Raw genomic sequence first — 25,843 nt, forward strand, 5'->3', positions numbered from 1 at the left:
GTCGTGGCGGGCGGGGTCGACGACGGGAACGGCCCGCGCGGCTCACCGCCGTCCCGCCAGTGCAACATCCGGCCACGGGTCGGCGGCAGGGCGCGCGGGGGTGGTGTGCTCGCGTCCCGAAGCACGGCGGCCCATCCTGCGCGCCGGACGGAATCGGCCGTGCCCTACCCCGCTCCCGACCGGTACGGACGGGGGCGCCTCGCGGGGCGTTCCGCCTTGCCCCGCAGGTGGATTCGCGCGTTCCGTACCGGACCGCCGACCCCGCCCGTTCGCCCGGATGCCGCCTTCCGGTCACCGACTCCCGCGGCGCGCAAGGGAGTTCCCCGCGCGCCGGGATGCTCCGGTGCGCCGGTGGCCGGCACTGGAACCCGCCCTCGGCGGCGCACATCGTGGAAGGGCCATCCGGACGACCGGCAAGGGAGAGCCGTGATCCACATCGGCGACACCGGCCCCGTACACCGTCGCGTGACCCGTGTCGTGGTGTTGGGCGAGTATCGGGCGGATCGCCTCGTCGGGCCGCTGCGCCGGGCCCCGGATCGGCCCGCGTCGGCGTGGTCCTGGTCGTCCCCCGCCACGCCCCGGCCCGGGCCCGCGGCCGACTCCAAACCCTTCCGGCGCGGGCCCTGTCCATCCGCCCAGGCCCGAGCGTGACCCAACTCGCCGCCGGGATCCGCGCCTTGACCACGGGCAGCGGGACCGTACCGACCCTCCCGCGAGTTCGACCGCGCCGGGCGCCCGGAATGCCGGAGTGCCGACGACCCGCGTCGAGTGCGCGTCCGCGGTGCGTTCACGGCTTGCGGGCCACCGCCCCGTAGCAGGAGACGAGCGCGGGTTCGGCGGACGGCTCGGCGGTGGGGTGCCATCGGGACACCGGGACCACGCCGGGCGCCTCCACATCCCAGCCGTCCAGAAGTTCGGCCACCTCGGCGCGGCTGCGCGGGCGTACGGTGATGCCCGCGTCGGCGTAGGCCCGGACCAGGCCGGCCCAGCCTTTCGGGTCGTAGTCGCCGGTCACGTGCGCGATCACCAGCCGACTGCCCGAGGGCAGCCGCCGGGTCAGCCGGCGCAGCAGGTCGAGCGGGTCCTGGTGGTCGGCGACGAAGTGCAGGATCGCCACGAGCAACATCGCGACCGGCTCGTCGAAGTCCACCGAGCGCACGAACTCCGGGTGCTCGAGGATCGTTTCGGGTCGGCGCGGGTCGGCGTTGAGGTAGGCGGTGCGGCCCCGGGGCCCGCTGGTGAGCAGGGCTTGGGCGTGCGCGAGCACGATGGGGTCGTTGTCCACGTAGAGCACCCGGGCCTGGGCGCGCACGGCCTGGGCCGCATCGTGCGTGTTGCGGCCGGCGACCGGGATGCCGCTGCCCACGTCCACGAACTGCCGGATGCCGGACCGGGCCAGGTGCTCGACCGCGCGCAGCAGGAACCCGCGGTTCTCCTCGGCGGTGGTCCGCAGAGTGGGAAAGGCCGCGAGCGCCGCCTCGGCCGCCTCGCGGTCGGGGTCGAAGTTGGTTCTGCCGCCCAGGTAGTAGTCGTACATCCGGGCCGGGTGGGCTCGTTCGATGCCGATCTCCAAGGGCCTGTCCGTGCCGCGTCCGGGCTCGTCCGCCACCGTCGTCTCCCCCTGGTTGCCGACCGGATCCTCCGCGCGGTACCGGTCGTCGTCCGCCGATCATCGCGAACCGGCCCCATCCGCGGGGCACATCGGGGAACTACCCGAAATCGGGGGGACATCACCGCGCGTCAGTCCGGGTCCGGGAGCTCCGGCAGGCCCAGGGTGCGGGCGATCGTCTCCTTCGCGTGGCGCACGTTCGAGCGCACGGTGGCGGCGGTCATGCCCAGCAGGCGACCGGCCGTCTCGTCGGAGTACTCCAGCACGTAGCGCAGCGTCATCGCCTCGAACTGCCGGTCCGGCAGCCGGGCGATGGCCCGGAACAGGCCGATGGGCCCTTCCAGTTCGGCGAGTTGGTCGCGGGACAGGTGCAGGACGCGGCGGGCGGCTGTCGCGGTGTCCGGGTCGTCCTCGCTCAACCCCTGCATCAGCAGCGCGATCGCGTCGCGCCGGAGTTCGCGCACGGTCTTCTCCCGGATGCCCAGCAGCCGGGCGGCGTCCTGGTTGCTCTGTCCGAGGACCCGGGTGAGCAGGAAGACCTCGTGGTGGTCCCGGGGCAGTTCGTGCACGGCGGTGAACAGCGCGATGCGGTGTTCGAGGGTGTCGAATACCTTCGGCGGCAGGCGCAGCGCCTCGAAGGCGGCCGGGTCGAAGGCGGCGGTGGACACGAACGCCGAGGTTTTGCCGCTGCGTTGCATGTGGCGGACGATGTGCCGGCGCAACATGCGCCAGGCGAGCGGTTCGACGGGTCCCGACGCGCGCTCCCATACCGTGGCCAGTTCGATCAGGCTTTGTTCGACGACTTCCGCGGCCGGCTCGCGCGCGCCCAGTTCCAGGTGTGCGACCCGTAACCACAGGGTGGCGTGCCTGCGGTGGAACCGGACGAAATCGGGCGGCAGTTGGCCTTCGGCGGATCGTTCCCCCGGGTTCGTCACGACCCGTCCTTCCTGTTGCGCGGTGGGGTCCGGCGGGGAACTCCCGTCCCCGGCCCGGGGAGGGGCATCCGCGAGCCGGGTTCGAGGACCCGCAGAGGGTGGTTCTGCGTCTCCACGCGGAGACCTCTCTGTTGGCTCCCCGGCCCGTGTGGGTCGGGGCGTCGATGCGGGGCGCGGCGCGCTCCCAGGCACAGCAAACCCTGTGGAGAGCCCGGGTGTGCAAGATGAAGGCTAACTGCACGTAAGTACGTATTCGCTGTCCGTTGATCGAACGGGCCCGGTTTTGACATGTTTACGATCATTTATCCGGGATCGACGAGCCCCGTCGCACGGTGACCGCGCCGCGGTCGCGAGTCGATCGCGCGCCGAGCGGGTGACCACCACCCGGCGGTCGGGGGACCCGGCGAACCCGGTTGCGCCGGGCGGGTACCGAGTGTGCCGCATTCGGGGGCCGCGGTCCGCCGTTCCGCGCGGCGAACCCCCCGGATGGGACAAAATACTTCCCGTGCACTTGCACAGACGGCCTCCGCGTCCGCTTGGCTGTGTGTCAAGTCCCCTCGAGCGCATCCCGAAGTCCTGTCGATGTCCGCATCGACGACCTTGCGGATCCGGTCTCGACACGCGCCCCGAACAGGCAAGGACACCCGTGAGCGACCATCGGCGCCCAGACCGTCCCCCTCCGACCCGCCCATGAGCCCCACCGACGCCGCGATCGGCGGCGAACCCCGCACGCTGCCCGTGTCGTTCCACGGCTACCGTCAGGCACACGCGGGGACCTGGCTCGACTACGCGCGCGTGCACCTCGACGACCCGGACCGGGCCCGGACCCTCGTCGCCCGAGCGCTCCTCGACCTCGCCCGCACGTGGGCGCACGCGCTGCGCCGCCCCAACGTGCACGCGTACGCCTGGGCCCTGTTCCGGCGACATCTGGACGAGTACGGCCCGCACCCGGCGCGGATCGCCGTCGCGGCGTCGCCGCACATCCCGTCGCTCCCGGGGCGGCACTACGACGTACTGATCCTGCGCACCCGACTGCGCTGCTCCGCGGAGCAGGTCGCGGACCTGCTCGGTACGACCGCCGACGGCGTGCGCTGCGATCTGCGGTGGGCGCTGCGCCGATCGGCCACCCATCCGGGCACGACCGACCCCAGCGAGGACATCCCGTGAGCACTCACCCCGACCGTCGCGAACACCGGCCGACCATCGACGAGATGCTGGGCGCGGAAGGCGTCCTCGCGCACGAATACGACGACTACGACCACGCCCAGGCGGAACGGGCCATCGCCGCCGCCCTGTTCGGCGCGTCGACCCCGGCCGAGGCCGGTACGGACGCCGACGCCGAGTCCGGCCCCCGGGCCGTCCGCGAGCGCGCCGCCCACGAACTCGCCCTGGCCGCGGCCGTCGTGCTCAACGCCGACCAGGCCACCGACGCGCTCCAGCGCTTGTCCACGCTGCACGAGGGCGGACCGGACGGCGCGCTGGTGTTCGCCTCGCTGCTGTATCTGGCCCACCACGGGGACGGCGCCCGCTTTTGGTGGCAGGTCGCGGCCGGCTGCGGCAACCGCACCGCCGCACACTGCCTGTACCTCCTGCACCGCAGCCACGGCCAGACCCGCGACGCCGTGCACTGGCGCCGCCGGGCCGAGCGCATGAGCGCACCCGACGCGCCGTGCGAAGTGCCGTGCGCCGCCCGCCCGCTGCTCACCGATCCCGTACGGCACGCGTTGATCGCCGCCAGTCATCGCGGCGCCGATCCTCGGCTGCCGCCGGCCGTCGAGCGGGTCATCCACGGCCTTCCGGTGGACGCGGCCGCGCCCGACTTCGGCGAGGTACCCGTCCCCGACCCCACCCTCTCGCGCGAACTCGCCGTCGCCACCGCCCGGGGGACCCCCCGACGCTGACCCCGGCCCGGGGCGCGCCGCCGCTCGGCGCGGTGGCGCTCGGCGCGGTGGCGCCGCTCAGCGCGGTGGCGCCGACAGGGGGCGGGTGCCCAGGGTGCGGAACAACTCCTTCGTCATGGCCCGGTTGATCGCCGGGTCACGGCCCTCGACATAGGGGATGCGGGGCGTGTACCCGGTCGCCGCGAACAGCGCAAGCGCACGGATGTTGCGCGCGCCGGTCTCCACCACCAGGCGCCGCGCCCCCGCCTCGGCGGCGGTGTGCTCCAGGGTGGCCAGCAGGCGGCGACCACAGCCCCGGCCCCGATGTTCGGGCACCACATACAGCCGCTTGATCTCCGCCGTGCGACTGGGCAGGGTGCGCCAGCCGCCGCAGCCGATCGGCTCGGTGCCGGCGTAAGCCACCACCAACAGGCCCTCGGGCGGCTCCAGATCGCGCGGTTCGGTGGTGTCGGGGTGGTCGGCGAAGCCGTAGAGCGCGACCTGCTGGGCGTAGAGCGCGTGCAGCAGACGCTGGGTGTCGGGATGCGTGTAGGGACGCGGCACGAGGCGTATGTCGCCCGGACCGCTCGGGGCGTCGGCGCCGAACGGCCCGTGGTGGCCCGGAGCGGCCCCCAGGACGGCCCCGCCCTTGGCGCGGTGCGCGAAACCGATCAACGACCTGCTCCTCTCCCGCCGACTCGCGAACCAGTGCTGCGGGACATTCTCCGGCATGTCCCCACGCGACGGACAGTGGTCGAGCCGAACATGCTGCAACCGAGACTTCGGCGATCCGCACAAGGCCCCGGCGCCGCAGGCCGGACCGGCCCCGAAACGGGGCGGTATCCCTCCCGGGTGACGAAGACCACGATCCGCCACGGACCGGCGAGCGCGCACACGAAGGGTCAGCGCAGCTTCGGGGAGCCGTTCGGCAGGGGGACGATGTGGGGCGCCGTCGTGGTCAGTTGGTGGCAGGTCTCGCGGTATTCGCCGGGCGGCCGGGAGTCGCGGACGATGCCGGCACCGGCCTGTAGCCACGTGGTGTCGTCCCGGGTGTGGATCATCCGCAGGGCCAGCGTCGCGTCCAACTCCCCGGCCCGGCCGGCCCGGATCACGGCGCCGCCGTAGAGACCGCGCGGGCCCGGCTCGTGGGCGTCGATCACCGCGTAGGCCGCCGCCCTGGGGACGCCGGTCGCGGCGAGGCCGGGAGTCGTCGCGACGAGGGCGTCCCAGGCGCTGTGCGGCTGTGCCAGTCGGCCCGACAGGCGCGAGCCGATGTGGTGCACGTTGCCCCGCTCCCGGACCGCCATGAACTCGTCCACGCCGACACTGTCCGGCTCGCACAGGGCACGCAGTTCGGCCTCGGCGGCACGGACCGACAGTTCGTGCTCGTGCACCTCCTTGGCGTCCCGCAACAGCGCGCCGCGCCGTCGGGCGTCGAAGGCGGGGTCGCCGTCGCGCGGACACGTGCCCGCGAGCGGTCGCACGGTCACGGTCCGATCGCCGGCAACCTCCACCACGGTCTCCGGGCTGAACCCGACGGCCCGAAGTCCCGGCAGATCCAGCAGGAACGACCGGGCCGGCGTATTCGCCCGGCGCCCCCGCAGGTAGGTGGCCGGAAAGTCGACGGCACAGGGCACCGCCACCCGCCGGGACAACACCACCTTGTCCGCCTCGCCCGCCCGGATCCGCCCCACCGTCGCCGCCACTGCCGCCGTGAACGGCGCGGGATCGTCGTCCTCGACGTCGACCGGCCGACTCGGCGCGGCCGTCGCCCGATCGCCGTCGAGCACGATCCGCGTCACCCGCCGCAACTCCTCGATGTCGCACGCCCACACGGTCAGCGCCGTCTCGTCCACCCCCACCTCGATCCGAGGCACCGTCAGCCGCCCGAGCAGATCCGCGCCCACCGGCAACCCGGCCACGGCCCGCCCGAGTTCGAAGCCCACCCACCCGTACAGCCGCCAGTCCTCGATCGGCAGCCCGCCCAGCACCGCCTCGATCGCCCGCGCCGGCGACCCCTCCCACGGCACACGAGTACATCGCCCCCCACTCTTGCCGACCACGGCGTCGGCATGCACGGCCACCTCCGCGACGGCGCCGCCGGCGAACCACCACCGCCCCTCCCCCTCGTATACGACCGACTCTTCGAACCCCCCGGCCTCGGCCAACCGCACCACGACGTCGAGCGGATCGAACTCCCCCTCGTGGCGCACCCACAGTCGGCGCGGGTCGGTCGCGGCGGCAGCGGCGGGCGCGGCAGCAGCGGCGGAGTCGATGGTCATGGGATGCACCGTCCTCGGATACTGCGGCCGGCCCGGGCCTCGACGCGTCGCGCGCGGCGCCCACCCGACCGCACGGATAGAGCAATGTCCACTTAGGTTAGCCTTACCTAACAAGAGACGCCAAGGCAATATCCAGGCGTCCCGCCGACGCTCGTCAACCCCTCCAGAAAAACCAACTCGGCTGCATGCCACGCGAGTTGGGTAACCCGTCCATGCGGCACCCACTCGCCCACGCACACCGATCGGCCCGCAAGCCCACACCGCGACTCACCCGTTGGGATGGTTTCTTCGGCCTCCCGTGCCGCATCGACGATCGCCATACCGGACAAACCGATACGTTGCCGAAGTCCGCCCTCCCGACCCCGTGCGTCGTATACCAGGAGGCTCCGTGCAAAGCATCGACCCGGCCGACGAAGGCCGTTCGTCCCGTTCGGGACTCACCAGGCGCCGGTTCGTGATCGCCGCCGGCGGTGTCGCGGTGGGCGGCGCACTGATCGGCGACGCGATCGGGCCCGGCGCCCGGCCCGCCCACGATCCGTTCGCGGAGGTCGCCGCCGGCCGCGACTCGTTGTCCTTCACCGCCGCCACCAACGGCGCCGCGACGCTCGATCCCGTCGGCGGCGGCCTGGTCGCCGAGGTGCAGAGCGTGTTGTGGGCGATCCCGCCCGACGGTGGCCCGGCCCGTGCGCTGACCGCCCCCGAACTGGAGCCCGGCCGCCCGGTGTTCGCCCCCGACGGCCGACTCCTGGCCTTCTCGGCGTATCGGGACGGCCGGTTCCACGTCTGGACGATGCGCCCCGACGGCGGCGGCCTTCGGCAACTCACCGACGGCCCGTGGGACGACCGCGCGCCCGCCTGGTCCCCGGACGGCACCAGGCTGGTGTTCGCGTCCGAACGCGACGGCGACCCGATCACGGGCAGCCCCTACCGCCTCTGGGTCCTCGACGTGCGCGGCGGCGCGCTCACCCGGATCACCGGACTGCCCGGCCAGGACGGCCCGTTCCAGGACGGCCCGTGGGAGGACTTCGATCCGACCTGGGCCCCCGACGGCACCCGGATCCTGTTCGTCCGGGCCGCCGCGGGCGGCGCGTCCCCGGACGCCCGCACCGTCGCCTCGGTGCCCCCCGACGGCACCGGCCCGGTGACCGTCGAGCACACCGAGACCACGCCCGGCACACAGATCATGACCCCGGCGCTGTCCGCCTCCGGGCGGTTGGCGTATCTGCGCACGATGGGCGGGTCCGACAGCGAACGGCCCGACGGGGAGTGCGCCCTGATCGTCGACGGCGCGCGGGTCCCGATCGACGGCGACGTGCTGCCGGTGCCGCCGCGCTGGAGTGCGGGCGGCGAGCTGCTGCTCAACGTGGACGGACGGTTCCGGCTGCTCCGCCCCGAGGACCCCACGACGGCCGTCGAGTTCGCGTTCGACGCCACCCTGCCGCTCGACCGGCCGCGATACCGCGCCAAACACCGCGAGTTCGACACGGACCGGGTGCGGCCGGTCCGCGGCATCCATCTGCCGGCGCTGTCCCCCGACGGCCGCGAGGTCGTCTTCGCGGCGCTGAACTCCCTCTGGATCGCGCCGATTTCAGGTGGCGGAGTGCCGCGCCGGGTGTTCTCCACCGCGCCCACACGCTACGTCATGGCGCCGACCTGGACCGGCGACGGCCGGGGCCTGGTGTTCGCCGACGACCGCGACGGCCTCTACGCGGTACGCCGCCTCGACCTGGCGTCCGGCACCGAAACGGTCCTGGCGGCCGGCGGGCGCACACACCCGGCCCTGTCCCCCGACGGACGCCGGCTCGTCAGCCTCGACATGTCCGGCAACCTGGTCCTGACCGACCTGGCCGGCGGCACCGAACGGGTCCTCGCGCCGCCGCTGTCGGGCAGTGGACTGCCGGGGCGGCCGAGTTGGTCGCCGGATGGCCGCCGCGTGGCGCTGTGCGATCGCAACCGGCTCAACCGGCGCTTCCGTGAGGGCTACAACCTCATCCGGGTGATCGACGTCGACGCGCCCGCCGGCGACGCGCACGAGGCAGCCGGCGCAAGCCGGCTGTACGCGGTCGCCCCGCACGCCTCGATCGCCGACCGCTACGACTCGGGGCCGGTCTGGTCCCCCGACGGGCGCTCGATGGCGGTGATCGTCGAATCCGCCCTGTGGCTGCTGCCCGTTCGCGCCGACGGCGCTCCGGACGGGGAGGCGCGACAGCTGACCACCGAGACCGCCGACCATCCGTCCTGGTCCGCCGACGGCGGCCGACTGCTCTACCTGTCCGCCGGGCGGCTGCGCCTGTTCGACGTGGCCGCCGGCACCGCCCGCACCGTCCGGGTGCCGCTGGACCACCGCCACCCCACCCCGGCCGACCTCGTCGTCCACGCCGGACGCCTGTGGGACGGCACCGGCGAGCGCACCCGGGACGACGTCGACATCCTCGTCCACCGCGGCCGGATCACCGCGATCGAACCGCATCGCCCCGGCCGCCCGTCCGCCGCCCCACCCCTCGACGCGTCCGCGCGCACCGTGCTCCCCGGCCTGTGGGACGCGCACACCCACCCATGGCAGTACACCTTCGGCGGCCGGCAGACCGCCACCCAACTCGCCTACGGCATCACCACCGCCGTTTCGCTCGGCGGCTTCGCCTACGAACAGGCCCGGCTCAAGGAGGCGATCAACGCCGGCGAACTGGCCGGCCCCCGCCTGCTGAGCACCGGCGAACTCCTCGACGGGGCACGGGTGGCGTACAGCATGGGCCGCAGCCACCGCACGCCGGCCGGGCTCACCCGGTCGCTGGCCCGCGCCGCCGCGCTCGACTGGGACTTCGTGAAGACGTACGTGCGCGCCCCCACGTGGCTGATGGCCGAGGCGGCGCGGTACGCCCACGACGAGTTGGGCGTACCCGCCGGAAGTCACCTGTGTTCGCCCGGAATCGAGGTGGGCCAAGACCTGACGACCCATCTGAACGCGACCCAGCGCATCGAGTTCGGCCGCGCCGTCTCCGCGACGGGCCACTCGTACCAGGACGTGCACGAGATCTACACCACCGGCGACTTCGCCATGATCGCCACGCCGTTCACCGCACTGCCCCTGATCGGCGCCGACCCGGCCCTGGCCGCGGACGACCGGGTCACCGTGCTGATGCCACCCTGGCACACCGCGCTGGTTCGCCAACTCGCCGGCCGCCCACCCACACCCGCCCAACTGGCCGCGCTGGGCACCGAGATGGACACCTACCGTCGCATCCTGAGCGCCGGCGGCCGGGTCGCCCTGGGCACCGACGCGCCCCTGGTCCCGGTGGGCCTGCACCTGCACCTGGGACTGCGCGCGCTGCATGCGCACGGCCTGTCCCCCGCCCAGGCACTGCGCACCGCCACCGTGCTGCCGGCCCGACTCTTCGCCGTGGACCGCGACCTGGGCACGCTGGAGACGGGCAGACTGGCCGACCTGACCATCGTGGACGGCGATCCGTTCACCGACTTCGACACCCTGGTCCGCACCGTCTCGGCGGTACGCGGCGGCACCCCCTTCCACCGGGACGACCTGGTCCGCTCCTTCCCGGCGCCCGCCGCCTCCGCGCCCGCCGCCGGCCAGGCCCGGGTGACGCCGCCCGGAGCAGGCCACCACGCCCGCCCCGAACCCGAGCCCGCCGACGGCTGGTTGGCCATCGCCCTGGAGTTGCAGCGGGACGGCTGTTGCGGCTGACACCACCGAACCGCCGGCGGGCGAGGACGCGAGTCGATCAGGGATCGGCGGAGCGCGGCGCTTCGGGCCGTCGACGCAGCGTGAACAGATGCGTCGTCCCGGTGATGTCGAGCAGGCGGCGGGCCCATTCGCCCAAATCCAGGGTCAGCGTGGTGCCCCGCGCGCCGGCCCGGGTGCGCGCGTGCAGCAACGCATGCACGATCGTGCTGTCGCAGAAGGTCACGTCCGCCAGGTCGACGTGCACGTGCTCCGCGCCGCTGTCGAGCAGCCGGCCGAGCGCCCGACACAATCGCGGACCGGTGGCCACGTCGATCTCGCCGGCGACCCGGAGCAGGACCGGTTCCCCGTCGGCAGTGACGTACAGGCGCAGCAGTTCCGAGGCGGGCACGGGTTGTTGGTACCGCTCGGGTCGGCTCGGCCGCGGCGGTGGTGCGGAGGATCCACCCCCGCCGCGGGGCTCGGGGCGACGCGGTCGTCGAGACATGGTCGACTCCCTTGCGTACCGTATGCGCGTTTCGTCGACATCTGTCGGGTTGGTCTGCTCCCAGCATCGGACGCCCCGAAACCCGCGTCAATGAATTCCGGAACCTTCTTCCGAAGGTGCGCACCGATGATCAGCGCGGGACCCCCGACACCACACCCGCCAGGAAGGTGCGCACCGCCCGATGCACCGTCTCGCGAGTGGGCGGTGTGCCCTTGCGGTCGGCGAAGAGCAGGTGCCCGGTGCCGACCAGCATGGGCGCGAGCATGTCGGGATCGGCGTCCGGGACGAGCCGGCCCAGGGCACGCTCGGCGGCGAGATAGCCGGCGATCATCGCCGTGGCCTCGGTCAGGATCGGCACACCGGTGGGTGTGGTGCGGCGCAGCCGGGCGCGCAGTTCGTCGCGGGAGACGACCAGGCCGACGATGGCCACGGCGACCGATCCGAACAGGTCGATCAACGCCTCGGCGAGGTGCTCGGCGACGTCGCCCGACCCGGCCAGGCCGTGCAGCGCAGCCGCGCGGCCGTCGATCCGGGCCACCCGGTCGCGGACGAGTTCGGCGAGGAAGTCGTCGAAGTCGGCGAAGTGCCGATGCAGGACGCCCTTGGCGCAGCCCGCCTCGGTGGTCACCGCCCGGCTGGTCAGCGCGCTCGGCCCGTCCCGGAGCAGGACCCGCTCGGCCGCGTCGAACAGTTGCTCCCGCACGTCGCGCAGGGCCACTCCCGTCGGCATGGTCACTCGCCCCTTCCGGCTCGATCGCCCCACGCCCCGCATCCGGCGCTCGACGGGGAGGCGATTGACGAGTGGGCAGACGCCCATTCATAGTGGGCACATGCCCACTATACCGTCGGGGCAGGAGCACACCCCCCGACCCGAACCCCCGATCCCGCCCCACCGACACCGCGAGACGGCGGAGTCGTTCGGCGTGGACGCCGAACGCTACGACCGGACCCGCCCCCGCTACCCGCAGGCCCTGGTGGACCGCATCGTCGCCGCCGCCCCGGGCCCGGAGGTCCTGGACGTCGGCTGCGGCACCGGCATCGTCGGCCGCCGCTTCCGGGCGGCCGGATGTACGGTGCTCGGCGTCGACCCGGACCCGCGCATGGCCGACTGGGCGCGCGGACGCGGGCTCGACGTCGAGGTCGCCACGTTCGAGGACTGGGACCCGGCCGGACGCACCTTCGACGCGCTCGTCTGCGGCCAGGCCTGGCACTGGGTGGACCCGGTCGCGGGCGCGGCCAAGGCGGCGCGGGTGCTGCGCCCGGGCGGCCGGCTCGCCCTGTTCTGGAACGCCGCCTCGCCCGAGCCCGAACTCGCCGCCGCCTTCGCCGAGATCCACCGCCGACTGCTGCCCGACTCCCCCGCCGCACTGCCGACCCCGGCGGACATCGACCGGGCGTACGCGACCATGTGCACCCAGGCGGCCGACGGCCTCCGGGCGGCGGGCGCATTCGCCGAACCGGAGCAGTGGCGGCTCGACTGGCGACACACCTACACCCGGGACGAGTGGCTGGACCAGGTCCCCACCATCGGCGTCTACACCCGACTCGCCCCCGAAGTCTCGGCCGAACTCCTGGCTGCCCTCGGCGCCGCGATCGACGCGGCGGGCGGCAACGTCCCCGTCGACTACGGCACGCTGACCCTCACCACGGCCCGCAACCCCGCCTGACCGCCTGACCGCCACAAGCCTGCCTCGCCCCATCGGCGGGCGCAGTCGAGGGTGGTCGAGGGGTTGTGACCTTGGGGGGTGGGCGTGTCTGATGGTCGCACTCATCGCGAGGGTGGAGGCGTTCGGTGCCTCCCGCGCCGACCCGTGATGCCGGCTCCGCCGCTGCCGTCTTGTCGCCGTGCCCCGGCTCGGGAGGTCGATCGTGGATCACGAGGGACTTCGGCGCGCCCTCCTGCACCGCATGCTGATCGGATATCGCACCCGACTGGTCCCGGCCGTACCCGGGCTCGGCTTCGCGGGCGCGGCGAACCGGGTTCCGCGCCAGGAGGACGTCGCCGGCCGGGCCCGGGTGAGTCTGCGCTGGTACGGGCATCTCGAACGGGGCGACCGGGTCGCCTTCGACCCGCATCGGCTCGCCCGGGTCGCGGACACGTTGCGCGTCCCGCACCGCGAGCGCGGACTGCTGCACCTGCTGGCCACGGGGCCGGACTCGACGGTGTTCCCCCGGCCCGTGCCCAGACCGGACCCGGACGTGTCGCACGACGACCGGGAGACCCTGTGCCGGTTGTCCCCCAATCCGGCGATCCTCACCGACCACGCCTGGAACGTGCTCGCCGCCAACGACATGGTGTTCGCCTGCTTCCCCGCGCTGCACCACCGCCGGGCGCCGGCGGGCCCGCCGAACGTGCTGGACTGGATCTTCGGCGACGAGGCGGCGGGGACCTTCGCCGACATCGACGCGGTCCGCCGCGACGCGGTCACCACCGCGCAACTCACCTACGTACGCTATGGCGACGACCCGACGGTCGCCGCGCTGGTGCGGACCCTGCTGGCCCATCCGGCCGCCGCGACCCGCTGGCACCGGTGTGTACTGCCGTGCAGTCCGCGACTGCGCCACCACGTACGGCTCCGGGTGTTCGGCACCTGTGAGGTGGTGTTCCTGCACCACGAGGACACCGACGGCCGACACCTGCTGGCCATGCTCCCGGCGGTCGAGTCGCGGCCGTCCTGAGCCGCGACCCGCGGCCCGGGCCGGACGCCGGGCATGGTCAGGGACACGCCGGTTGCGCCGAGCCGAAGGTACGGCGGTAGGTGTGGGGGCTGACGCCGGTGGTCTTCTTGAAGCGGTCGCGGAAGGCGGTGGGCGAGCCGAACCCGACCTGGGCGCCGATGCGTTCGACCGGGTCGCCGGTGGTCTCCAGGAGATGCTGGGCCTGGCGGATGCGCGCGCGGTGCAGCCATTGCAGCGGCGTGGTGCCGGTGTGCTCGCGGAAACGACGGATCAGGGTCCGGGTGCTGGTTCCCGCCCGGGCGGCGATGTCGGCGAGGGTGAGTTCGGCGCCCAGGTTGTCCCGCAACCACGCGAGCAGCGGTTCCAGGGCCGAACCCTGCGGTGTCGGGACATGGTCGTGCACGATGAACTGCGCCTGCCCGCCCTCGCGTTCCAGCGGCATGACGGACAGCCGGGCGGCGTCGGCGGCGACCGCCGAACCGTAGTCGCGGCGGATCATGTGCAGACACAGGTCCATCCCGGCGGCGGCGCCGGCGGAGGTGAGGATGCGGTCGTTGTCCACGTACAACACGTCCGGGTCGACCTCGACGGACGGGTGGTGTTCGGCCAGGAGATCGGCCGCGATCCAGTGCGTGGTGGCGCGCAGGCCGTCCAGCAGTCCCGTGGCGGCCAGGGGGAAGGTGCCCACGCAGATCGACGCGATCCGGGTCCCGTTCCGCGCCGCCGTGCGCAGCGCCTCGCGCACGGCGGGGCTGAGCGGGGTCAGCGGGTCGGCGGTCCCGGGCACGATGATCGTGTCCGCGCCCACCAACCCGTCCAGCCCCCACGGCGCCCGCAGGGTGAACAGGCCGGCATCGACCTCCGGCTGCTCGGCGCACACCCGCACGTCGTAGCCGGGCCGACCGTCCGGGAGCCGGGAGAGGGTGAACACCCCGATCGGGGTGGCCAGATCGAACGGGATCACCCCGTCCAGGGCGAGGATGGCGACGATGTGCATGGCAGGAATGTACCCGGCCACCGGAAAACCGCCACAGCCGCACCCGGGGTCGGGCACCGACCGCGCGCGACCCGACCCGGCCCGGTCCGGACAGCCGCTCACCTCACCTCTCCGGCGGGAAGTCCGCGCCCAGGCTCAGCTGCCGCCACGCCGCGAACCCGTCACGCAGCGCATCCAGTCGGGCGTCGGCGATGTGCACCGCCGCCTCCCCGAGCAGCAGCCGCAGCGGGGGTTCGGGGGCGTCGACCACGGCGGCGATCGCGGCGGCGGCACGGTCCGGGTCGCCCGGCTGCCGCCCGTACGTCGCGCGCGTGGCGGCCCGGCGGGCGCCGGCGGTGTCCGCGTAGTCGGCGATCCGGACGGCGGACTCCCGCATCGAAGGGCCGGACCAGTTCGTCCGGAACGCGGCCGGCTCCACGATGGTCACCCGGATCCCCAGCGGCGCGACCTCGGCGGCCAACGACTCGCACAGGCCCTCCAGCGCGAACTTGGTGGCGTGGTAGTAGCCGGTCGCGCCGAACGCGACCAGTCCGCCGATCGAGCCGATGGTGACCACGTGGCCGGACCGCCGGGCGCGCATGCCGGGCAGCACGGCCCGGGTGATCGCGGCGACACCGAGGACGTTGGTATCGAACAGCCGCCGTATCTCGTCGTCCTCACCCTCCTCGACGGCGGCCAGGTAGCCGTAGCCGGCGTTGTTGACCAGCACGTCGATCCGGCCGAACGTGGCCTCGGCGGCGGCCACGGCGGCGGCGATCGCCTCGGCGTCGGTGACGTCGAGCGGGAGCACGAGCGCACGATCGCCGTACCCGCCGACCGTCTCGGCAACGGCACCCGGATCGCGGGCGGTCAGCACGACCCGGTCCCCGCGTTCGAGCGCGTGCAGCGCGATCGCCCGCCCCAGGCCGGACGAACAGCCGGTGACGAACCAGACGGGAGTGGATACGGAGGAGGCCGGTATGTCCATCGAAATGTCCTTCGTGGGTCGATTCCTGGGCGATATGGGACTCACCCCTGGCCCGTCGGTACCAGGAGCAGTTCCGCGAAGTTGACGTGCGCGGGCGCGGCGACGGCGTGCCCGACGGCGGCGGCCACGTCCTCGGCGGACAGCGGGGTGTTCGCGGTGCGCATCGCGGCCAGTTGCTCGCGGCTCGCCGGGTCGTGCATGTCGTCGCCCAACTCGGTGAGCGTGGCGCCGGGTTCGACGTTGGCGACCCGTACGCCGCGCGGGCCCAGCTCGGCGCGCAGTCCCCGACTCAGGTGCGCCACGGCGGCCTTGGTCGCGCAGTACACCGACCAACCGGGAAACGGCCGTTGGCCGCCCAACGAGCCGATGTGCACCAGGTCGGCGGGACGTCCGGCCGCCGCGGCGGCCGGCAGGTCGTCGACGAACACCCGGCCCGTGTACAGCAGTCCGGTCACATTGACGTCGAGCATTCGGTCCCACTCGACCGTCTCCGCCTGCTCGAAGGCGCCGCCGAGCATCACCCCGGCCGACGCCACGACCAGGTCGACGGCGCCGAGCCGCTCGTGCACGACGCCGGCGGCGTGCCGCATCGCCGTCAGGTCGCGGACGTCGACGGGCACGGGCACGATCGTGCCGCCGGTGTCGGCGTCGACGCGCTCCTTCGCCAGTGCCTCCAGTCGGTCCGCACGGCGACCGAGGGCGGCGACGTCGGCGCCCGCCGCGGCCAGTACGCGGGCGGTCGCGGCGCCGATGCCACTGGAGGCGCCGGTGACCACCGCCACCCGGCCGTGCAGGGGAAGCCGAGGGGTCGTGCCGCCGGCGGTGCCGCTGTGTCGTGCGGTGTGTGTCATGGCTCCAGGCCGGCCGGGCTCCGCCGGCCCAACCAGGCCGCCGCCCACCCTGGGAGCACCACACCCTGGGAGCACCACACCCTGGCTGCCCGCCTCCCCTCGTCGTACCGTCGAGGCATGGACAGCGACAACGCCCTCGGCACCTTCCTGCGCGCCCGCCGTGAGGCGGTCGACGTGGCGACGACGGGGATCGTGCACGTCGGTCGCCGCCGCACGCCGGGACTGCGCCGGGAGGAGGTTGCGGCGCTGGCCGGGGTCAGTACCGACTACTACGTACGCCTGGAGCAGGGTCGCGAGCGCGGCCCGTCCGAGCAGGTCGTCGACGCGCCGGCCCGTGCACTGCGCCTGGGGGACGACGCGGCGGAACACCTGCGCCGACTGGCCCGCCCGGCGCCGCGCCGCCGCTCGCCGGTACGGCGGGCCGAGCGGGTGAGTCCGCTGTTGGTGCAAATGATGCAGTCCTGGGATCGGCAGCCGGCCGTCGTACTGGGTCGCTACATGGACATCCTGGCCGCGAACACGCTGGGCGCGGCGCTGTTCGACGGGCCCGAACGCAACCTGCTCAGGCTGCTCTTCCTCGACTCGGCCGGGCGCACGTTCTACCCGGACTGGGAGCAGGCGGCGCGCAACACCGTCGCGTCGCTGCGCTCGTGCGCGGGCGATGATCCGGGGGACCCGGCGCTGGTCTCGCTGGTGGGCGAACTGTCGCTGCGCAGCCAGGACTTCGCCCGGCTGTGGGCCCGACACGAGGTGCGCCGCAAGAGCACCGAGGCCAAACGTTTCCGGCATCGCGCGGTGGGCGAACTGGTGTTGTCCTACGAGTCGTTGACGGTGAACAGCGCGCCGGGGCAGCAATTGGTGGTGTATCAGGCGGAGCCGGGCAGCGCCACCGAGCAGGCACTGTGCCTGCTCGGCAGCTTGGCGGCGGGCCGGGCGGAACCCGAAGACGAGCCCCGATAGGGCGGGTCCGCGAGCCCTATGCCCCGGCGTGGCGGGTGTGGCGGGTGTCCCCGGTCGTCCCGGCCTTCCTCACAGTGGCTTCACCTTGTTCGACGCGACCGCGACCGTCACCGACCGGGTGCCGCCGAGGAGGCCCGCCAGGGTGAAGGCAACCTCCAGTCGGCCGTCGAACCGGCTGCCCACGACGACGCCCCGGGTCCCGGCGGGGACGGATTGGGTGAGGCCGCCGCCCAGGTCCCCGACCGCTTCGACCCTGGTACCGATGTCCATGGGGTGTTCCTCCGTCCGGGCGGGCCGACTACGCGCGCGGCGCGGATTCGGCGCCCCGGTCCTGTTGCAGCCGCCACAGTTCGGCGAACAACCCGTCGTGTTCCGCGAGGAGTTCGTCGAACGTGCCCTGCTGGGTCACCCGCCCCGAGTCCATCACCACGATGTGGTCCGCGACCGCGACGTTGGCCAGTCGGTGGGTGACCAGGACGACGGCGCTGTCCCGGGCGATCTCGCGAAGGCCCGCGAAGATGCGGTGTTCGGCTCGGGGGTCGAGGGCGGAGGTGGGTTCGTCCAGGCAGATCAGCCCCGGCTCGCCGTACAGCGCGCGGGCGATGCCGAATCGTTGCCACTGGCCCACGGACGGGTCGACGCCACCCCACCATTCGCGGGCCAGGAGGGTGCCGAGACCGCGTGGGAGGCCGGCGATCACGTCGTCCGCGCCCGAGGCGCCGGCCGCGCGCTCGATCGCTTCGTCGTCGTCCTCGCGGGGTTGGCCGAGGTTGATGTTCAGTCGGGCGGACAGCGGCCAGCGGGCAATCTCCTGCGGGACGTAGCCGACGTGGGACCAGGCCGCGTGCGGATCGAGGTCGCCCACGTCGTCGCCGTTCCAGGTGACTCGGCCCTCGTGGGCCAGGTACAGGCCGCACAGCAGACGGGACAGGGTCGACTTGCCGGAACCGTTCTCCCCCACCAGGGCCAGGATGGTGCCCCTGCGCAGCTCCAGGTCGATGTCGGCGACGGCGGGTGCGGCCTTGCCGGGGTAGCGGTAGGTGACGTTCTCGGCGCGGACCACGACGGGCGGCTTGGGGACGAGGTCGCCGCGCGTCATCGCGTGGCCGCCGGCCTCGTCGAGGAAGCGGGCCCAGTCGTCGAGGTACAGGCCGACGCTGTAGAGCCGACTGCCGGAGACCACCAGACCGCCCAGGGCCGTACCGACCGTACGCAGCGCGATCACCGCGGTGCCGGCGGCGGCCACCGACATACGGTTCGTGGACAGCAGGTACGCCAGCGCGGCCCACACCAGGCTTGCCGCCAGCCCGCCGACGGCGGCGCCGACCAGGCCGATCTTGGCGGTGGTCCAGGCGCCGGACTGGGTGACCCGCTGTACCCGATCGGCCGCGACGGCGTAGCGACCGAGCAGGAACGGCGCCATGGTGCCGGCCCGGAGCTGGTCGGCCCAGCGCTGGTCGGAGATGTGCCAGCGCAGCATGTTGAGCAGCCGCCGCTCGTCCTGGGTGTGCAGCGTGGTCAGGTATTCGACGCGCGCGCCGCGTACCGCCGCCACTCCGCGCGGCAGCGCGCCCAGGAGCAGCAGGGGCAACAGCACCGGGTGCAGGAGGGTGAGTACGGACGCGGCGGCGATCAGCGAGGCGCAGGCGGCGAGGACGTCCTGGGACTGCGGCATCAGGCCGCGCATCGATTGCAGGCCCCGGTCCGCGGCGTCCCATCGGTCCTGGTAACCGGGGTGGTTGTAGGCGGCCAACTCGGCCCGGGAGGCGGCCTGGAGCAGCAGCCATTCGGACTCGCGGGTCAGCCGCGGGGTCACCCGCGCGGACAGCGCCACCACGGCGATGCCGAGCACGGCGCGCAGCCCGACCGCCGCGCTCAGCAGGAGGATCGAGGGCAGCGCGTCGCGCAAGCGGTCGGTGACGTCACCCGACGCGATCAGCGCGGTGATCGTGCCGGTCGTGGCGAGCAGTCCGCCGGCTTCGAGGACGCCGGCCAGGACCTGACATACCATCAGCGCGACCAGGGCTCGCGGGTCGGCCTTCCAGGCGAGGCGCATGGCGCGCACGAGCAGGTGCGGCAGGCGGGCGGCCATGGCGCGGGTGGTGATCTTCGTCAGCGCGACGGCGGTATCCCGGCCCGGGGGCGCGAACGCCAGTTCCTGGTCCGGGCGTTCGTCGGCGGGCGGGGCTTCGGCGGGGTCTTCGGTCGAGGCTCGGGTCGGCGCTTCGGCGGGGAGCTCGGGCGGGACTCGGGTCGAGGCTCCGACGGAGCGCTCGGTCGGGACGCGGGTCGGGACTTCGGTGGGGACCTCGGGCGGGGTCTCCGCGGGGGCCTCGGGCGTGGTGGCGCTCTGGTGCGGGATGGCGTTCGGCCCGGGTTTCGAGCGGGCGTCGCTCAGGGGGGTGGGATCTTCTCCGGCGGGTTTGGGGGTCACGACGGCGCCTTCCGATCGTGCGGGTGGGATCGCTCGGCGGAGCGTCCGCCAATGCTGGTGCGGTGGGGTGACACCCCGGCAGAGCGCACCGGTGTGAGAGCGAGGCGTGGAACCGAATCGGGCGCCTCGAACGGGCGCTCGACCAAACGATTCGCTGCCCGGCTCCGCCGACCGATCGGCGCCGGACACCCCACGACACGCGCCCTCGTCCGATCGACCACACCGCGCGCCGGGCGCGCCCGGGAGGCGCGTCGGCCGGCCGGGGTGACGCGCGACAAACGACTCCCGCCCTCGCGTTGGCGCGTGTCTTCAAGCCCCCGTCGGGCTCCGCGGCGTGAGCGCAGCGAGGAGCCCGAAGGGCGGATGCCGTGCATCGGCGTGCCGGAGAAGCAGGTGCACAGTGGTTCCATTCGCCTGTTTCTCCGGGGGTGGCGAGGTGCGGTGCCGGGCGTCGTGGAGCTCGGCGGGAGATTGAAGACACGCGCCAGGGGCCGAACCGCCGCGCACGCCGCCGCCCGCTGCCCCGTCGGGGCGCGGCGCCGAGGGGCTGCCTATCCTGGCGGGGACGGAGCGGCCGGACCAAGGGTGAGGTGCGACGATGAGCGCTGCCGTACGAACCATTCGCTGGGGCATCCTGGCGACCGGCGGTATCGCCGCCGAGTTCACCGAGGCGCTGCGGAGCCTGCCGGACACCGAGGTGATCGCGGTCGGGTCGCGCAGCACTCCGAGCGCCAAGGCCTTCGCCGAGCGGCACGAGATCCCCCGGGCGTACGGCAGTTGGGCCGAGTTGGCCGCCGACGACGACATCGACATCGTCTATGTCGCCACCCCGCACTCGGCGCATCGCGAGGCGGCGGGGCTGTGTCTGGCGGCCGGGCGGGCGGTGTTGTGCGAGAAGGCGTTCACGCTGAACTCGCGCGAGGCCCGCGAGCTGGTCGAACTGGCGCGGGAGCGCGGGTTGTTCCTGATGGAAGCCATGTGGACGTACTGCCACCCGCTGATCCGCCGGATGCGTGAACTGGTCCGGGAAGGCGTGATCGGCGAGGTACGCAGCGTGTCCGCCGCGTTCGGCTTCGCCGAGGACCTCCCGCCCGAGCACCGGCTGCGCGACCCGGCGCAGGGTGGCGGCGCGCTGCTCGACCTGGGCGTCTACCCGGTCTCCTTCGCCCAGTTGCTGCTCGGCGAGCCCGACACGGTCCGGGCCTGGGCGCACCGGACCCCCGAGGGGGTGGACGCGAACACCGGGATCGTCCTGGGCTGGAACAGCGGTGCCGTGGCCACCCTGGGCTGCTCCATGACGGCCGACACCGATGCGCCCGCGACCGTCGCCGGCACCCTGGGGCGGATCGAGTTCACCGACGGCTTCTACTACCCGGACCGGTTCGTCGTGCACCGCCGGGGCGAGGAGCCGCGGACCGTGCTGCTCGCGGACGTCACCGACGATCCCGAACGCGGCACGATGCGGCACGAGGCGATCGAGGTCATGCGCTGCCTGCGCGCGGGCGAGACCGAATCCCCGCTGGTGCCACTGGCGGGCACGCTGGCCGTGATGCGCACGCTGGACACCGTGCGCGAGCACATCGGGGTGCGCTACCCGGGCGTCGATTAGCCGACGCGGGCGAGCCGCCGACGCGTCCGGCGGCGGGCCCGATCCAGGCAACCGACGTGCCGGCCAAGGCCGTTGCCGTGCCCGACGGCTCAACACGGCCCCTGGCGCTCTGCCGCGAGCAAGCGCAGCGCCGCGACATGCGCCCCGTCGGTCCGTACCCGACCGGCGACCGCCGCGGCGCGCTGCGCCGGCTCGGGCCGCAGGACGTCGTCGAGCGCCGCGATCAGCGAGTCGGTGGTCGCCGTCCCGGGCGCGTGCGCGTGTCCGATGCCGAGTTCGACCACCCGCCGGGCGAAGTAATGCTGGTCGTAGTGCCGCGGGACGATCACCTGCGGCGCGCCCGCCCGTGCGGCCGCGGTGGTGGTACCGGCCCCGCCGTGGTGCACGACGGCCGCCACCCGGCGAAACAGCGCCCGATGGTTCACCTCGCCGATCGACAGGCAGTCGGATTCCCGGTCCGGGAGCGCGAGTTCGGCCCAACCTCGGAGCACGATCGCACGGCGTCCGAGCGCCCGAGCCGCCTCGATCATGCTCTTGCCGAGGTCGTGCGGGGCACGGACGCTGCCGAAGCCGAAGTACACGGGCGGTTCGCCGGCATCGAGGAATGCCTCCACCTCGGCGGCGAGCGGGCGTTCGTCGGGCAGGATCCAGGCGCCGGTCTGCACCACATCCGAATCCGCCGGCCCGGGCCAGGGCGCGAGCGTCGGATCGGCGGCCAACCACGGCTGTTCGGTGAACATGTGGCCGCGCACGTCGTCGACCGGCCCCAGTCCGAGGCCGGCGCGATGCGCGTCGAGAGCGGGCCCCCAGAGGTCGTTCAGGCGCCGGGCGTCCTCGGCCCACAGCGCGGCGTGGTCGGCGCCGCCCTCGCTCGGCGGCCGTCCCGGCATCGGGGGCGGCGCATGCCGGGTGGACGGCAGGGCGATGGGGCAATAGCTCGCCTAGACGTAACGGATTCCCATCGACTCGGCCACCGAACGCGCCGCGATCTGCAGGGCCGTGGCCGCCACGATGACGTCGCAGTCCGCGGCCGCCGCCGGGATGGTGTCGAACTGGGTCGCCACCGTGCCCTCGATCAGCCGCCGACGCTGCTCGGGCGTGGGCGGACCCGCGGCCGGGTCGGCCTTTGCGGTCCCGGCCAGTTCCGGACCGATCGGCACGAACTCGATCCCGAGTCCTTCGAGCCAGGCCCGGAAGTCCGGCGGCGCGCACACCCGTACGTCCTCCCCGAGGTTGCGCAACTCCAGCGCCAACGCGACGATCGGTTGCACATCGCCCCGCGACCCGATCGTCGACAACAACACACGCATCGAAACTCCCTCTCCCGCATCGACCTCGGACCCGGCCCTCGCGACACCGTCGTGGTCACGATCAGCCGGTAGTCGATCACCGTGAGTCGGCATTGTGGGCCCGCACGGGGGCCTTGCCGCAAGTCCCCCCGCCCGCCCCGACCCGAACATGCGCGACGAACCCCCTCCATCGGCCGCTTTGTCCGGGCGGCGGGCTAGAAAGGGGCCATGGCACACAACTTTCAGGCGATCGACGACGAGGGTGTGGCCGCGGCCGTCACCGGGTTGCTCCACACGGGCGGGAGTTGGCGGGGCGCCTCGCTCGCCGGCATCGAACGCGTCGGCGGATACCTGGCCGGCACGTGGGACCCGCCCGCCGGGCATCTTGCCCCCGAGCCCGTCGGGCACGGCGAATGGGCGGCGCTGATCGGCCGGATCGGCGCGATCGCGTTGCGCGCCGCGGCGCCGTCGGCCCCGGAGGAGGCCCGCGAGCGCCTGCTCGCCCTGTTGGAGGTCTGGTCCGACACCGGATTCGTCGACGCCGACGCCCGATGGCGCACCGGAAAGGTGTCCGAACCGAGCGTGTTCGCACCCGGGATACGCGACGAACACGGCGCCACCATCAAGCTGTTCCACGTCTGGAAGGGCATCCGCGTCCTGGAGTTTCGGCGCGGGGCCGCCGAGGCACCCGAGTTGGGCCCGATGACCGATGTCGTCGACGTGCCGCGCGGCGCCTGGGGCAGTGCCGGGCAGATCCGCGAACTGGTCGCCCTGGTGCGGACCCGCGGCCCGATGCCGTGGGACCCCGAGGCGGTTGCCCTGCTCGTCGACGCCACCGGGATGTCCCGCGCCGCGGCCACCCTCCTGCTGGCCGCCAACCCCGGGACGCCGTCCTCCCCCGACCCGTTCCCGGCGCGCGAGGAGCGCCACGCCCTGGGCCTGACCACCACCGAGGCCAAGCCCGCCGAGGCCGAATTGGCACCGCTGACCGACACCGACCGGCTCGACCTGTTCGCCCACGCGCTGCCGGCCGACCCCGCCGAGTTGTGGTCGCCGGCCGGCCCGTGCGAGGTCGCCGGCCGGATCGCCGCCGCGTGGCGGGCCCGGCGCGGTCACCACGCCCCGATCCCGGAGACCTCACGGGCGCTGATCGCCGCGCAGAAGCCGCGGACACCGGCCGCCGAGATCTGCGCGACCCTCGCCCACCCCGCCGACGAGCCGCTGGTCGCCAAGGATCTGGACACCCGGCCGCACGCCTCGGAGACCTCCATCAGGCTGGTCGACGCCTCGGGCACGACGGACGAACCCCGGCGCCTGGCCCACCTGCTGCAGGACGTGGCGATGCTCGTGCCGACCGTGTACGCCGAACTGCCCGCCGGGGACCCGATCCGGGAAAGTCTGCCCACCCTGATCGAGGAACTTCGCGCGCGACTGGCCCATCCCGGACTGCTGCTCCACGGCGGCGACGGCCCGCGAGAAATCACGGACGACGACCTGCGCGCGCTCTTCGGCCCGGATCCCTACCGGAGCCCGGAGCCGTTGACCGCGCCGGCGTTCGACGACGGGCTGACCGTGGCGATCGGGGCACCGCCGCCGTCGCACTACGGCCGGTACCGGCACTCCCCCCAACTGTGCTTCCGTCCCGCCCTGTTGGATGTCGACGCCGAGCGCACGAGGCAACTCACCGACAGGCGCAACGGCTTCCATGGAAGGGGCGCCGTCGACCACGTCCGGCGCATCCGCAGCGACTACTTCACCGGCGTGGTCGAGCGGGTGCGTTCCGGCGCGCTGCCCCCGGGCGCGTACGAGGCGAACCCCGCCGCGAGCGTCCCGGAACTGGTCGACCGGGTCGCCGCGTCACTGGCACTGTCGCCCGACGCGGCGGCCCTGTACCTGCAACTGCTGGTCCTGGAGGCCCCGACCGACCGCAGGGTGCGCACCTGGAACGGCTGGACCCCGACCCGCCATCGCAAGGCCGCGACGGCCCTGGTCGACGCAAGCCTGGCGGTCGCCGACAAACGCTCCCGGGCCTACCGGGGCCTCTTCCTGCCGGGCCCGTGGGCGGAGGCGCACACGCCGGAATACCACTCGATGGAGACCTGGAAGGCGACCTTCCTCGGTATCCGTCTCGTACCCGACAGCCTCACCATCTACTTCCGCGCCGACTTCGACCGGACCCTGCCGGAACTGTTCGCGGACGCCTGGAAGCGCGTCGAACAGGGCAACGGCCCCCGCTGACCCACCGGTGGGCGGGATCGGGATCCCGCCCACCTTGCCGAGGGTTACTTCGCGGCGATCGCCGCGGCCGTCGTGGGATACCAACCACCCATGACGGCATCGGCGTTCACGAACAGCTGGCCGCTCGGCTTGTCGAGCGCGTGCACCGGCAGCCGTTTGCCGGTCTGCCCGGCCTTGTTCGCCTCCACCGCCACCTGGATGTCGGCGATCTCCGAGCCGCCGCCCGGGGCCGGCGGTGCCGGGTGGAAGGCGGCGTAGGCGGTGCCGCCGGGCTTGAGCGTCTGGAACGGGTATTGGTAGTCGTTGCCGTGCTCGACGTCCCGGCCGGCCGTACCGCCCGCGTACACCTGCGGCCAACCCGGCAGCACACAGGCCGCCGCGCCGGTGTTGGTGCCCACGACCAACAGCACGTCCTTGTGCCCGGCCGGGTAGTCGACCTTGAGCGAGATCTGGTCCTGTGCGCACTCCCCGCCGGGGGTACCGGTCGACTTGGCGGTCGAGGTCGGCGTGCCGGCGGGCCTGGTCGCGGCGCCGGAGGCGGTCGGGGAGGGTGTGGTGCCGGTCGCGGCGGCGGTGGCCGGGGCGGTGATGGCCCGGCCTCCCGGGTCCGCCGTGGTGGCCTTCTTTTCCTTGTCCTCGTCGTTGCAGGCGGACAGGCCCAGCACCGCACAGCCGGCGATCACGACCGCGCCGAGGCGCACGAAAGCAGACATGGTGATTCCCCCGTGTAGTGCCCGGTTGTTGGTTCCCCGGGCAGAGCGCAGATCAATATAGGGGTACGAATCGCCTGCCGTACGCGTGGTGCGGTCGGTGATCATTCGGTGACGGAGGGGTCGTGGGCACCCGCGTGGGGGTCGGCCCCGGCCCGACCCCCACGGTCCGCGAGGCCGTCGCCCGCCACCGCGCCCGACCCCCGCCCGACCCACACC

General features: G+C 73.5%; 22 protein-coding genes. 8 read left to right on the forward strand and 14 right to left on the reverse strand.

The window, feature by feature from the left end; translation table 11 throughout:
• Positions 1-787: 787 nt before the first annotated feature.
• A complete protein-coding gene (locus ACFXKZ_RS41005; protein ID WP_380009342.1) occupies positions 788-1,609 on the reverse strand; it encodes an SAM-dependent methyltransferase in 822 nt (273 codons plus the stop codon).
• 131 nt (positions 1,610-1,740) lie between these two features.
• Complete coding sequence (locus tag ACFXKZ_RS41010) at positions 1,741-2,544, reverse strand: RNA polymerase sigma factor (protein WP_380009345.1); 804 nt, start codon at positions 2,542-2,544, stop codon at positions 1,741-1,743.
• Positions 2,545-3,234: 690 nt separating this feature from the next.
• On the opposite strand from ACFXKZ_RS41010, the gene ACFXKZ_RS41015 reads away from it, so the two are divergent.
• Positions 3,235-3,711, forward strand: a complete 477-nt coding sequence (locus ACFXKZ_RS41015) for a hypothetical protein (protein WP_380009348.1) — start codon at positions 3,235-3,237, stop codon at positions 3,709-3,711.
• A complete protein-coding gene (locus ACFXKZ_RS41020) occupies positions 3,708-4,445 on the forward strand; it encodes a hypothetical protein (protein ID WP_380009351.1) in 738 nt (245 codons plus the stop codon). Before ACFXKZ_RS41015 ends, ACFXKZ_RS41020 begins: the two co-directional genes overlap by 4 nt.
• 57 nt (positions 4,446-4,502) lie before the next feature.
• Here ACFXKZ_RS41020 and ACFXKZ_RS41025 read toward each other — a convergent pair whose 3' ends face one another.
• Both ACFXKZ_RS41025 and ACFXKZ_RS41030 read right to left on the reverse strand, forming a co-directional pair.
• A complete protein-coding gene (locus tag ACFXKZ_RS41025) occupies positions 4,503-5,156 on the reverse strand; it encodes a GNAT family N-acetyltransferase (RefSeq protein ID WP_380009354.1) in 654 nt (217 codons plus the stop codon).
• 170 nt (positions 5,157-5,326) lie between these two features.
• A complete protein-coding gene (locus ACFXKZ_RS41030; RefSeq protein WP_380009357.1) occupies positions 5,327-6,706 on the reverse strand; it encodes a salicylate synthase in 1,380 nt (459 codons plus the stop codon).
• 388 nt (positions 6,707-7,094) lie between these two features.
• Here ACFXKZ_RS41030 and ACFXKZ_RS41035 point away from each other — a divergent pair, with 388 nt between their 5' ends.
• The gene (locus tag ACFXKZ_RS41035; protein WP_380009360.1) at positions 7,095-10,406 is read left to right on the forward strand and encodes an amidohydrolase family protein; all 3,312 of its coding nucleotides are present in this window, start codon (positions 7,095-7,097) and stop codon (positions 10,404-10,406) included.
• Positions 10,407-10,443: 37 nt separating this feature from the next.
• Here the strand turns inward: ACFXKZ_RS41035 and ACFXKZ_RS41040 are convergent, their stop codons facing one another.
• Entirely contained in the window at positions 10,444-10,794 is a 351-nt protein-coding gene (locus ACFXKZ_RS41040) for an STAS domain-containing protein (RefSeq protein ID WP_380009363.1), read from the reverse strand.
• Positions 10,795-11,020: 226 nt separating this feature from the next.
• A complete protein-coding gene (locus ACFXKZ_RS41045) occupies positions 11,021-11,620 on the reverse strand; it encodes a TetR/AcrR family transcriptional regulator (protein WP_380009366.1) in 600 nt (199 codons plus the stop codon).
• A 100-nt stretch (positions 11,621-11,720) separates the two neighbouring features.
• Between ACFXKZ_RS41045 and ACFXKZ_RS41050 the strand changes: the two genes are divergently transcribed.
• Positions 11,721-12,557 carry a class I SAM-dependent methyltransferase gene (locus tag ACFXKZ_RS41050; protein WP_380009369.1) on the forward strand — a complete coding sequence of 279 codons (837 nt, stop codon included), beginning with the start codon at positions 11,721-11,723 and terminating at the stop codon, positions 12,555-12,557.
• A gap of 202 nt (positions 12,558-12,759) precedes the next feature.
• Positions 12,760-13,569 carry a helix-turn-helix domain-containing protein gene (locus ACFXKZ_RS41055; protein WP_380009372.1) on the forward strand — a complete coding sequence of 270 codons (810 nt, stop codon included), beginning with the start codon at positions 12,760-12,762 and terminating at the stop codon, positions 13,567-13,569.
• A gap of 37 nt (positions 13,570-13,606) precedes the next feature.
• Here ACFXKZ_RS41055 and ACFXKZ_RS41060 read toward each other — a convergent pair whose 3' ends face one another.
• The 3 genes from ACFXKZ_RS41060 to ACFXKZ_RS41070 form a co-directional block, all read right to left on the reverse strand.
• Complete coding sequence (locus ACFXKZ_RS41060; protein WP_380009375.1) at positions 13,607-14,566, reverse strand: GlxA family transcriptional regulator; 960 nt, start codon at positions 14,564-14,566, stop codon at positions 13,607-13,609.
• A 103-nt stretch (positions 14,567-14,669) separates the two neighbouring features.
• The gene (locus ACFXKZ_RS41065) at positions 14,670-15,533 is read right to left on the reverse strand and encodes an oxidoreductase (protein WP_380009378.1); all 864 of its coding nucleotides are present in this window, start codon (positions 15,531-15,533) and stop codon (positions 14,670-14,672) included.
• A 41-nt stretch (positions 15,534-15,574) separates the two neighbouring features.
• Positions 15,575-16,384: an SDR family oxidoreductase gene (locus ACFXKZ_RS41070; RefSeq protein ID WP_380009381.1), complete on the reverse strand. Its 810-nt coding sequence runs from the start codon at positions 16,382-16,384 to the stop codon at positions 15,575-15,577.
• A 117-nt stretch (positions 16,385-16,501) separates the two neighbouring features.
• Between ACFXKZ_RS41070 and ACFXKZ_RS41075 the strand changes: the two genes are divergently transcribed.
• Positions 16,502-17,344, forward strand: a complete 843-nt coding sequence (locus tag ACFXKZ_RS41075; protein ID WP_380009384.1) for a helix-turn-helix transcriptional regulator — start codon at positions 16,502-16,504, stop codon at positions 17,342-17,344.
• Between the two features lie 69 nt (positions 17,345-17,413).
• On the opposite strand, the gene ACFXKZ_RS41080 is transcribed toward ACFXKZ_RS41075, so the two are convergent.
• Positions 17,414-17,614: a hypothetical protein gene (locus ACFXKZ_RS41080; protein WP_380009387.1), complete on the reverse strand. Its 201-nt coding sequence runs from the start codon at positions 17,612-17,614 to the stop codon at positions 17,414-17,416.
• A gap of 28 nt (positions 17,615-17,642) precedes the next feature.
• Complete coding sequence (locus tag ACFXKZ_RS41085) at positions 17,643-19,778, reverse strand: ATP-binding cassette domain-containing protein (RefSeq protein WP_380009390.1); 2,136 nt, start codon at positions 19,776-19,778, stop codon at positions 17,643-17,645.
• A gap of 598 nt (positions 19,779-20,376) precedes the next feature.
• Between ACFXKZ_RS41085 and ACFXKZ_RS41090 the strand changes: the two genes are divergently transcribed.
• On the forward strand, positions 20,377-21,387 hold the full coding sequence (locus ACFXKZ_RS41090) for a Gfo/Idh/MocA family protein (protein WP_380009393.1): 1,011 nt from the start codon (positions 20,377-20,379) through the stop codon (positions 21,385-21,387).
• A gap of 89 nt (positions 21,388-21,476) precedes the next feature.
• Here ACFXKZ_RS41090 and ACFXKZ_RS41095 read toward each other — a convergent pair whose 3' ends face one another.
• Together ACFXKZ_RS41095 and ACFXKZ_RS41100 are read right to left on the reverse strand one after the other, a co-directional pair.
• The gene (locus tag ACFXKZ_RS41095; protein ID WP_380009396.1) at positions 21,477-22,277 is read right to left on the reverse strand and encodes a glycosyltransferase; all 801 of its coding nucleotides are present in this window, start codon (positions 22,275-22,277) and stop codon (positions 21,477-21,479) included.
• Between the two features lie 51 nt (positions 22,278-22,328).
• Positions 22,329-22,697 carry a glycosyltransferase gene (locus ACFXKZ_RS41100; protein ID WP_380009399.1) on the reverse strand — a complete coding sequence of 123 codons (369 nt, stop codon included), beginning with the start codon at positions 22,695-22,697 and terminating at the stop codon, positions 22,329-22,331.
• Between the two features lie 207 nt (positions 22,698-22,904).
• Here ACFXKZ_RS41100 and ACFXKZ_RS41105 point away from each other — a divergent pair, with 207 nt between their 5' ends.
• Positions 22,905-24,914 carry a hypothetical protein gene (locus tag ACFXKZ_RS41105; RefSeq protein ID WP_380009402.1) on the forward strand — a complete coding sequence of 670 codons (2,010 nt, stop codon included), beginning with the start codon at positions 22,905-22,907 and terminating at the stop codon, positions 24,912-24,914.
• 44 nt (positions 24,915-24,958) lie between these two features.
• Here ACFXKZ_RS41105 and ACFXKZ_RS41110 read toward each other — a convergent pair whose 3' ends face one another.
• Entirely contained in the window at positions 24,959-25,627 is a 669-nt protein-coding gene (locus tag ACFXKZ_RS41110; RefSeq protein WP_380009405.1) for a DUF4232 domain-containing protein, read from the reverse strand.
• Between the last annotated feature and the right edge of the window lie 216 nt (positions 25,628-25,843).

This window comes from Embleya sp. NPDC059237 (genome assembly GCF_042754105.1).
GTDB lineage: Bacteria > Actinomycetota > Actinomycetes > Streptomycetales > Streptomycetaceae > Embleya.

Excerpts from the sequence above, each read along its gene's own strand:
- ACFXKZ_RS41015 (WP_380009348.1), top strand. The coding sequence starts at position 3,235 with ATGAGCCCCACCGACGCCGCGATCGGCGGCGAACCCCGCACGCTGCCC.
- ACFXKZ_RS41025 (WP_380009354.1), bottom strand. The coding sequence starts at position 5,156 with ATGCCGGAGAATGTCCCGCAGCACTGGTTCGCGAGTCGGCGGGAGAGG.
- ACFXKZ_RS41030 (WP_380009357.1), bottom strand. The coding sequence starts at position 6,706 with ATGACCATCGACTCCGCCGCTGCTGCCGCGCCCGCCGCTGCCGCCGCG.
- ACFXKZ_RS41045 (WP_380009366.1), bottom strand. The coding sequence starts at position 11,620 with ATGCCGACGGGAGTGGCCCTGCGCGACGTGCGGGAGCAACTGTTCGAC.
- ACFXKZ_RS41050 (WP_380009369.1), top strand. The coding sequence starts at position 11,721 with ATGCCCACTATACCGTCGGGGCAGGAGCACACCCCCCGACCCGAACCC.
- ACFXKZ_RS41060 (WP_380009375.1), bottom strand. The coding sequence starts at position 14,566 with ATGCACATCGTCGCCATCCTCGCCCTGGACGGGGTGATCCCGTTCGAT.
- ACFXKZ_RS41065 (WP_380009378.1), bottom strand. The coding sequence starts at position 15,533 with ATGGACATACCGGCCTCCTCCGTATCCACTCCCGTCTGGTTCGTCACC.
- ACFXKZ_RS41070 (WP_380009381.1), bottom strand. The coding sequence starts at position 16,384 with ATGACACACACCGCACGACACAGCGGCACCGCCGGCGGCACGACCCCT.
- ACFXKZ_RS41075 (WP_380009384.1), top strand. The coding sequence starts at position 16,502 with ATGGACAGCGACAACGCCCTCGGCACCTTCCTGCGCGCCCGCCGTGAG.
- ACFXKZ_RS41080 (WP_380009387.1), bottom strand. The coding sequence starts at position 17,614 with ATGGACATCGGTACCAGGGTCGAAGCGGTCGGGGACCTGGGCGGCGGC.
- ACFXKZ_RS41090 (WP_380009393.1), top strand. The coding sequence starts at position 20,377 with ATGAGCGCTGCCGTACGAACCATTCGCTGGGGCATCCTGGCGACCGGC.
- ACFXKZ_RS41095 (WP_380009396.1), bottom strand. The coding sequence starts at position 22,277 with ATGCCGGGACGGCCGCCGAGCGAGGGCGGCGCCGACCACGCCGCGCTG.
- ACFXKZ_RS41100 (WP_380009399.1), bottom strand. The coding sequence starts at position 22,697 with ATGCGTGTGTTGTTGTCGACGATCGGGTCGCGGGGCGATGTGCAACCG.
- ACFXKZ_RS41105 (WP_380009402.1), top strand. The coding sequence starts at position 22,905 with ATGGCACACAACTTTCAGGCGATCGACGACGAGGGTGTGGCCGCGGCC.
- ACFXKZ_RS41110 (WP_380009405.1), bottom strand. The coding sequence starts at position 25,627 with ATGTCTGCTTTCGTGCGCCTCGGCGCGGTCGTGATCGCCGGCTGTGCG.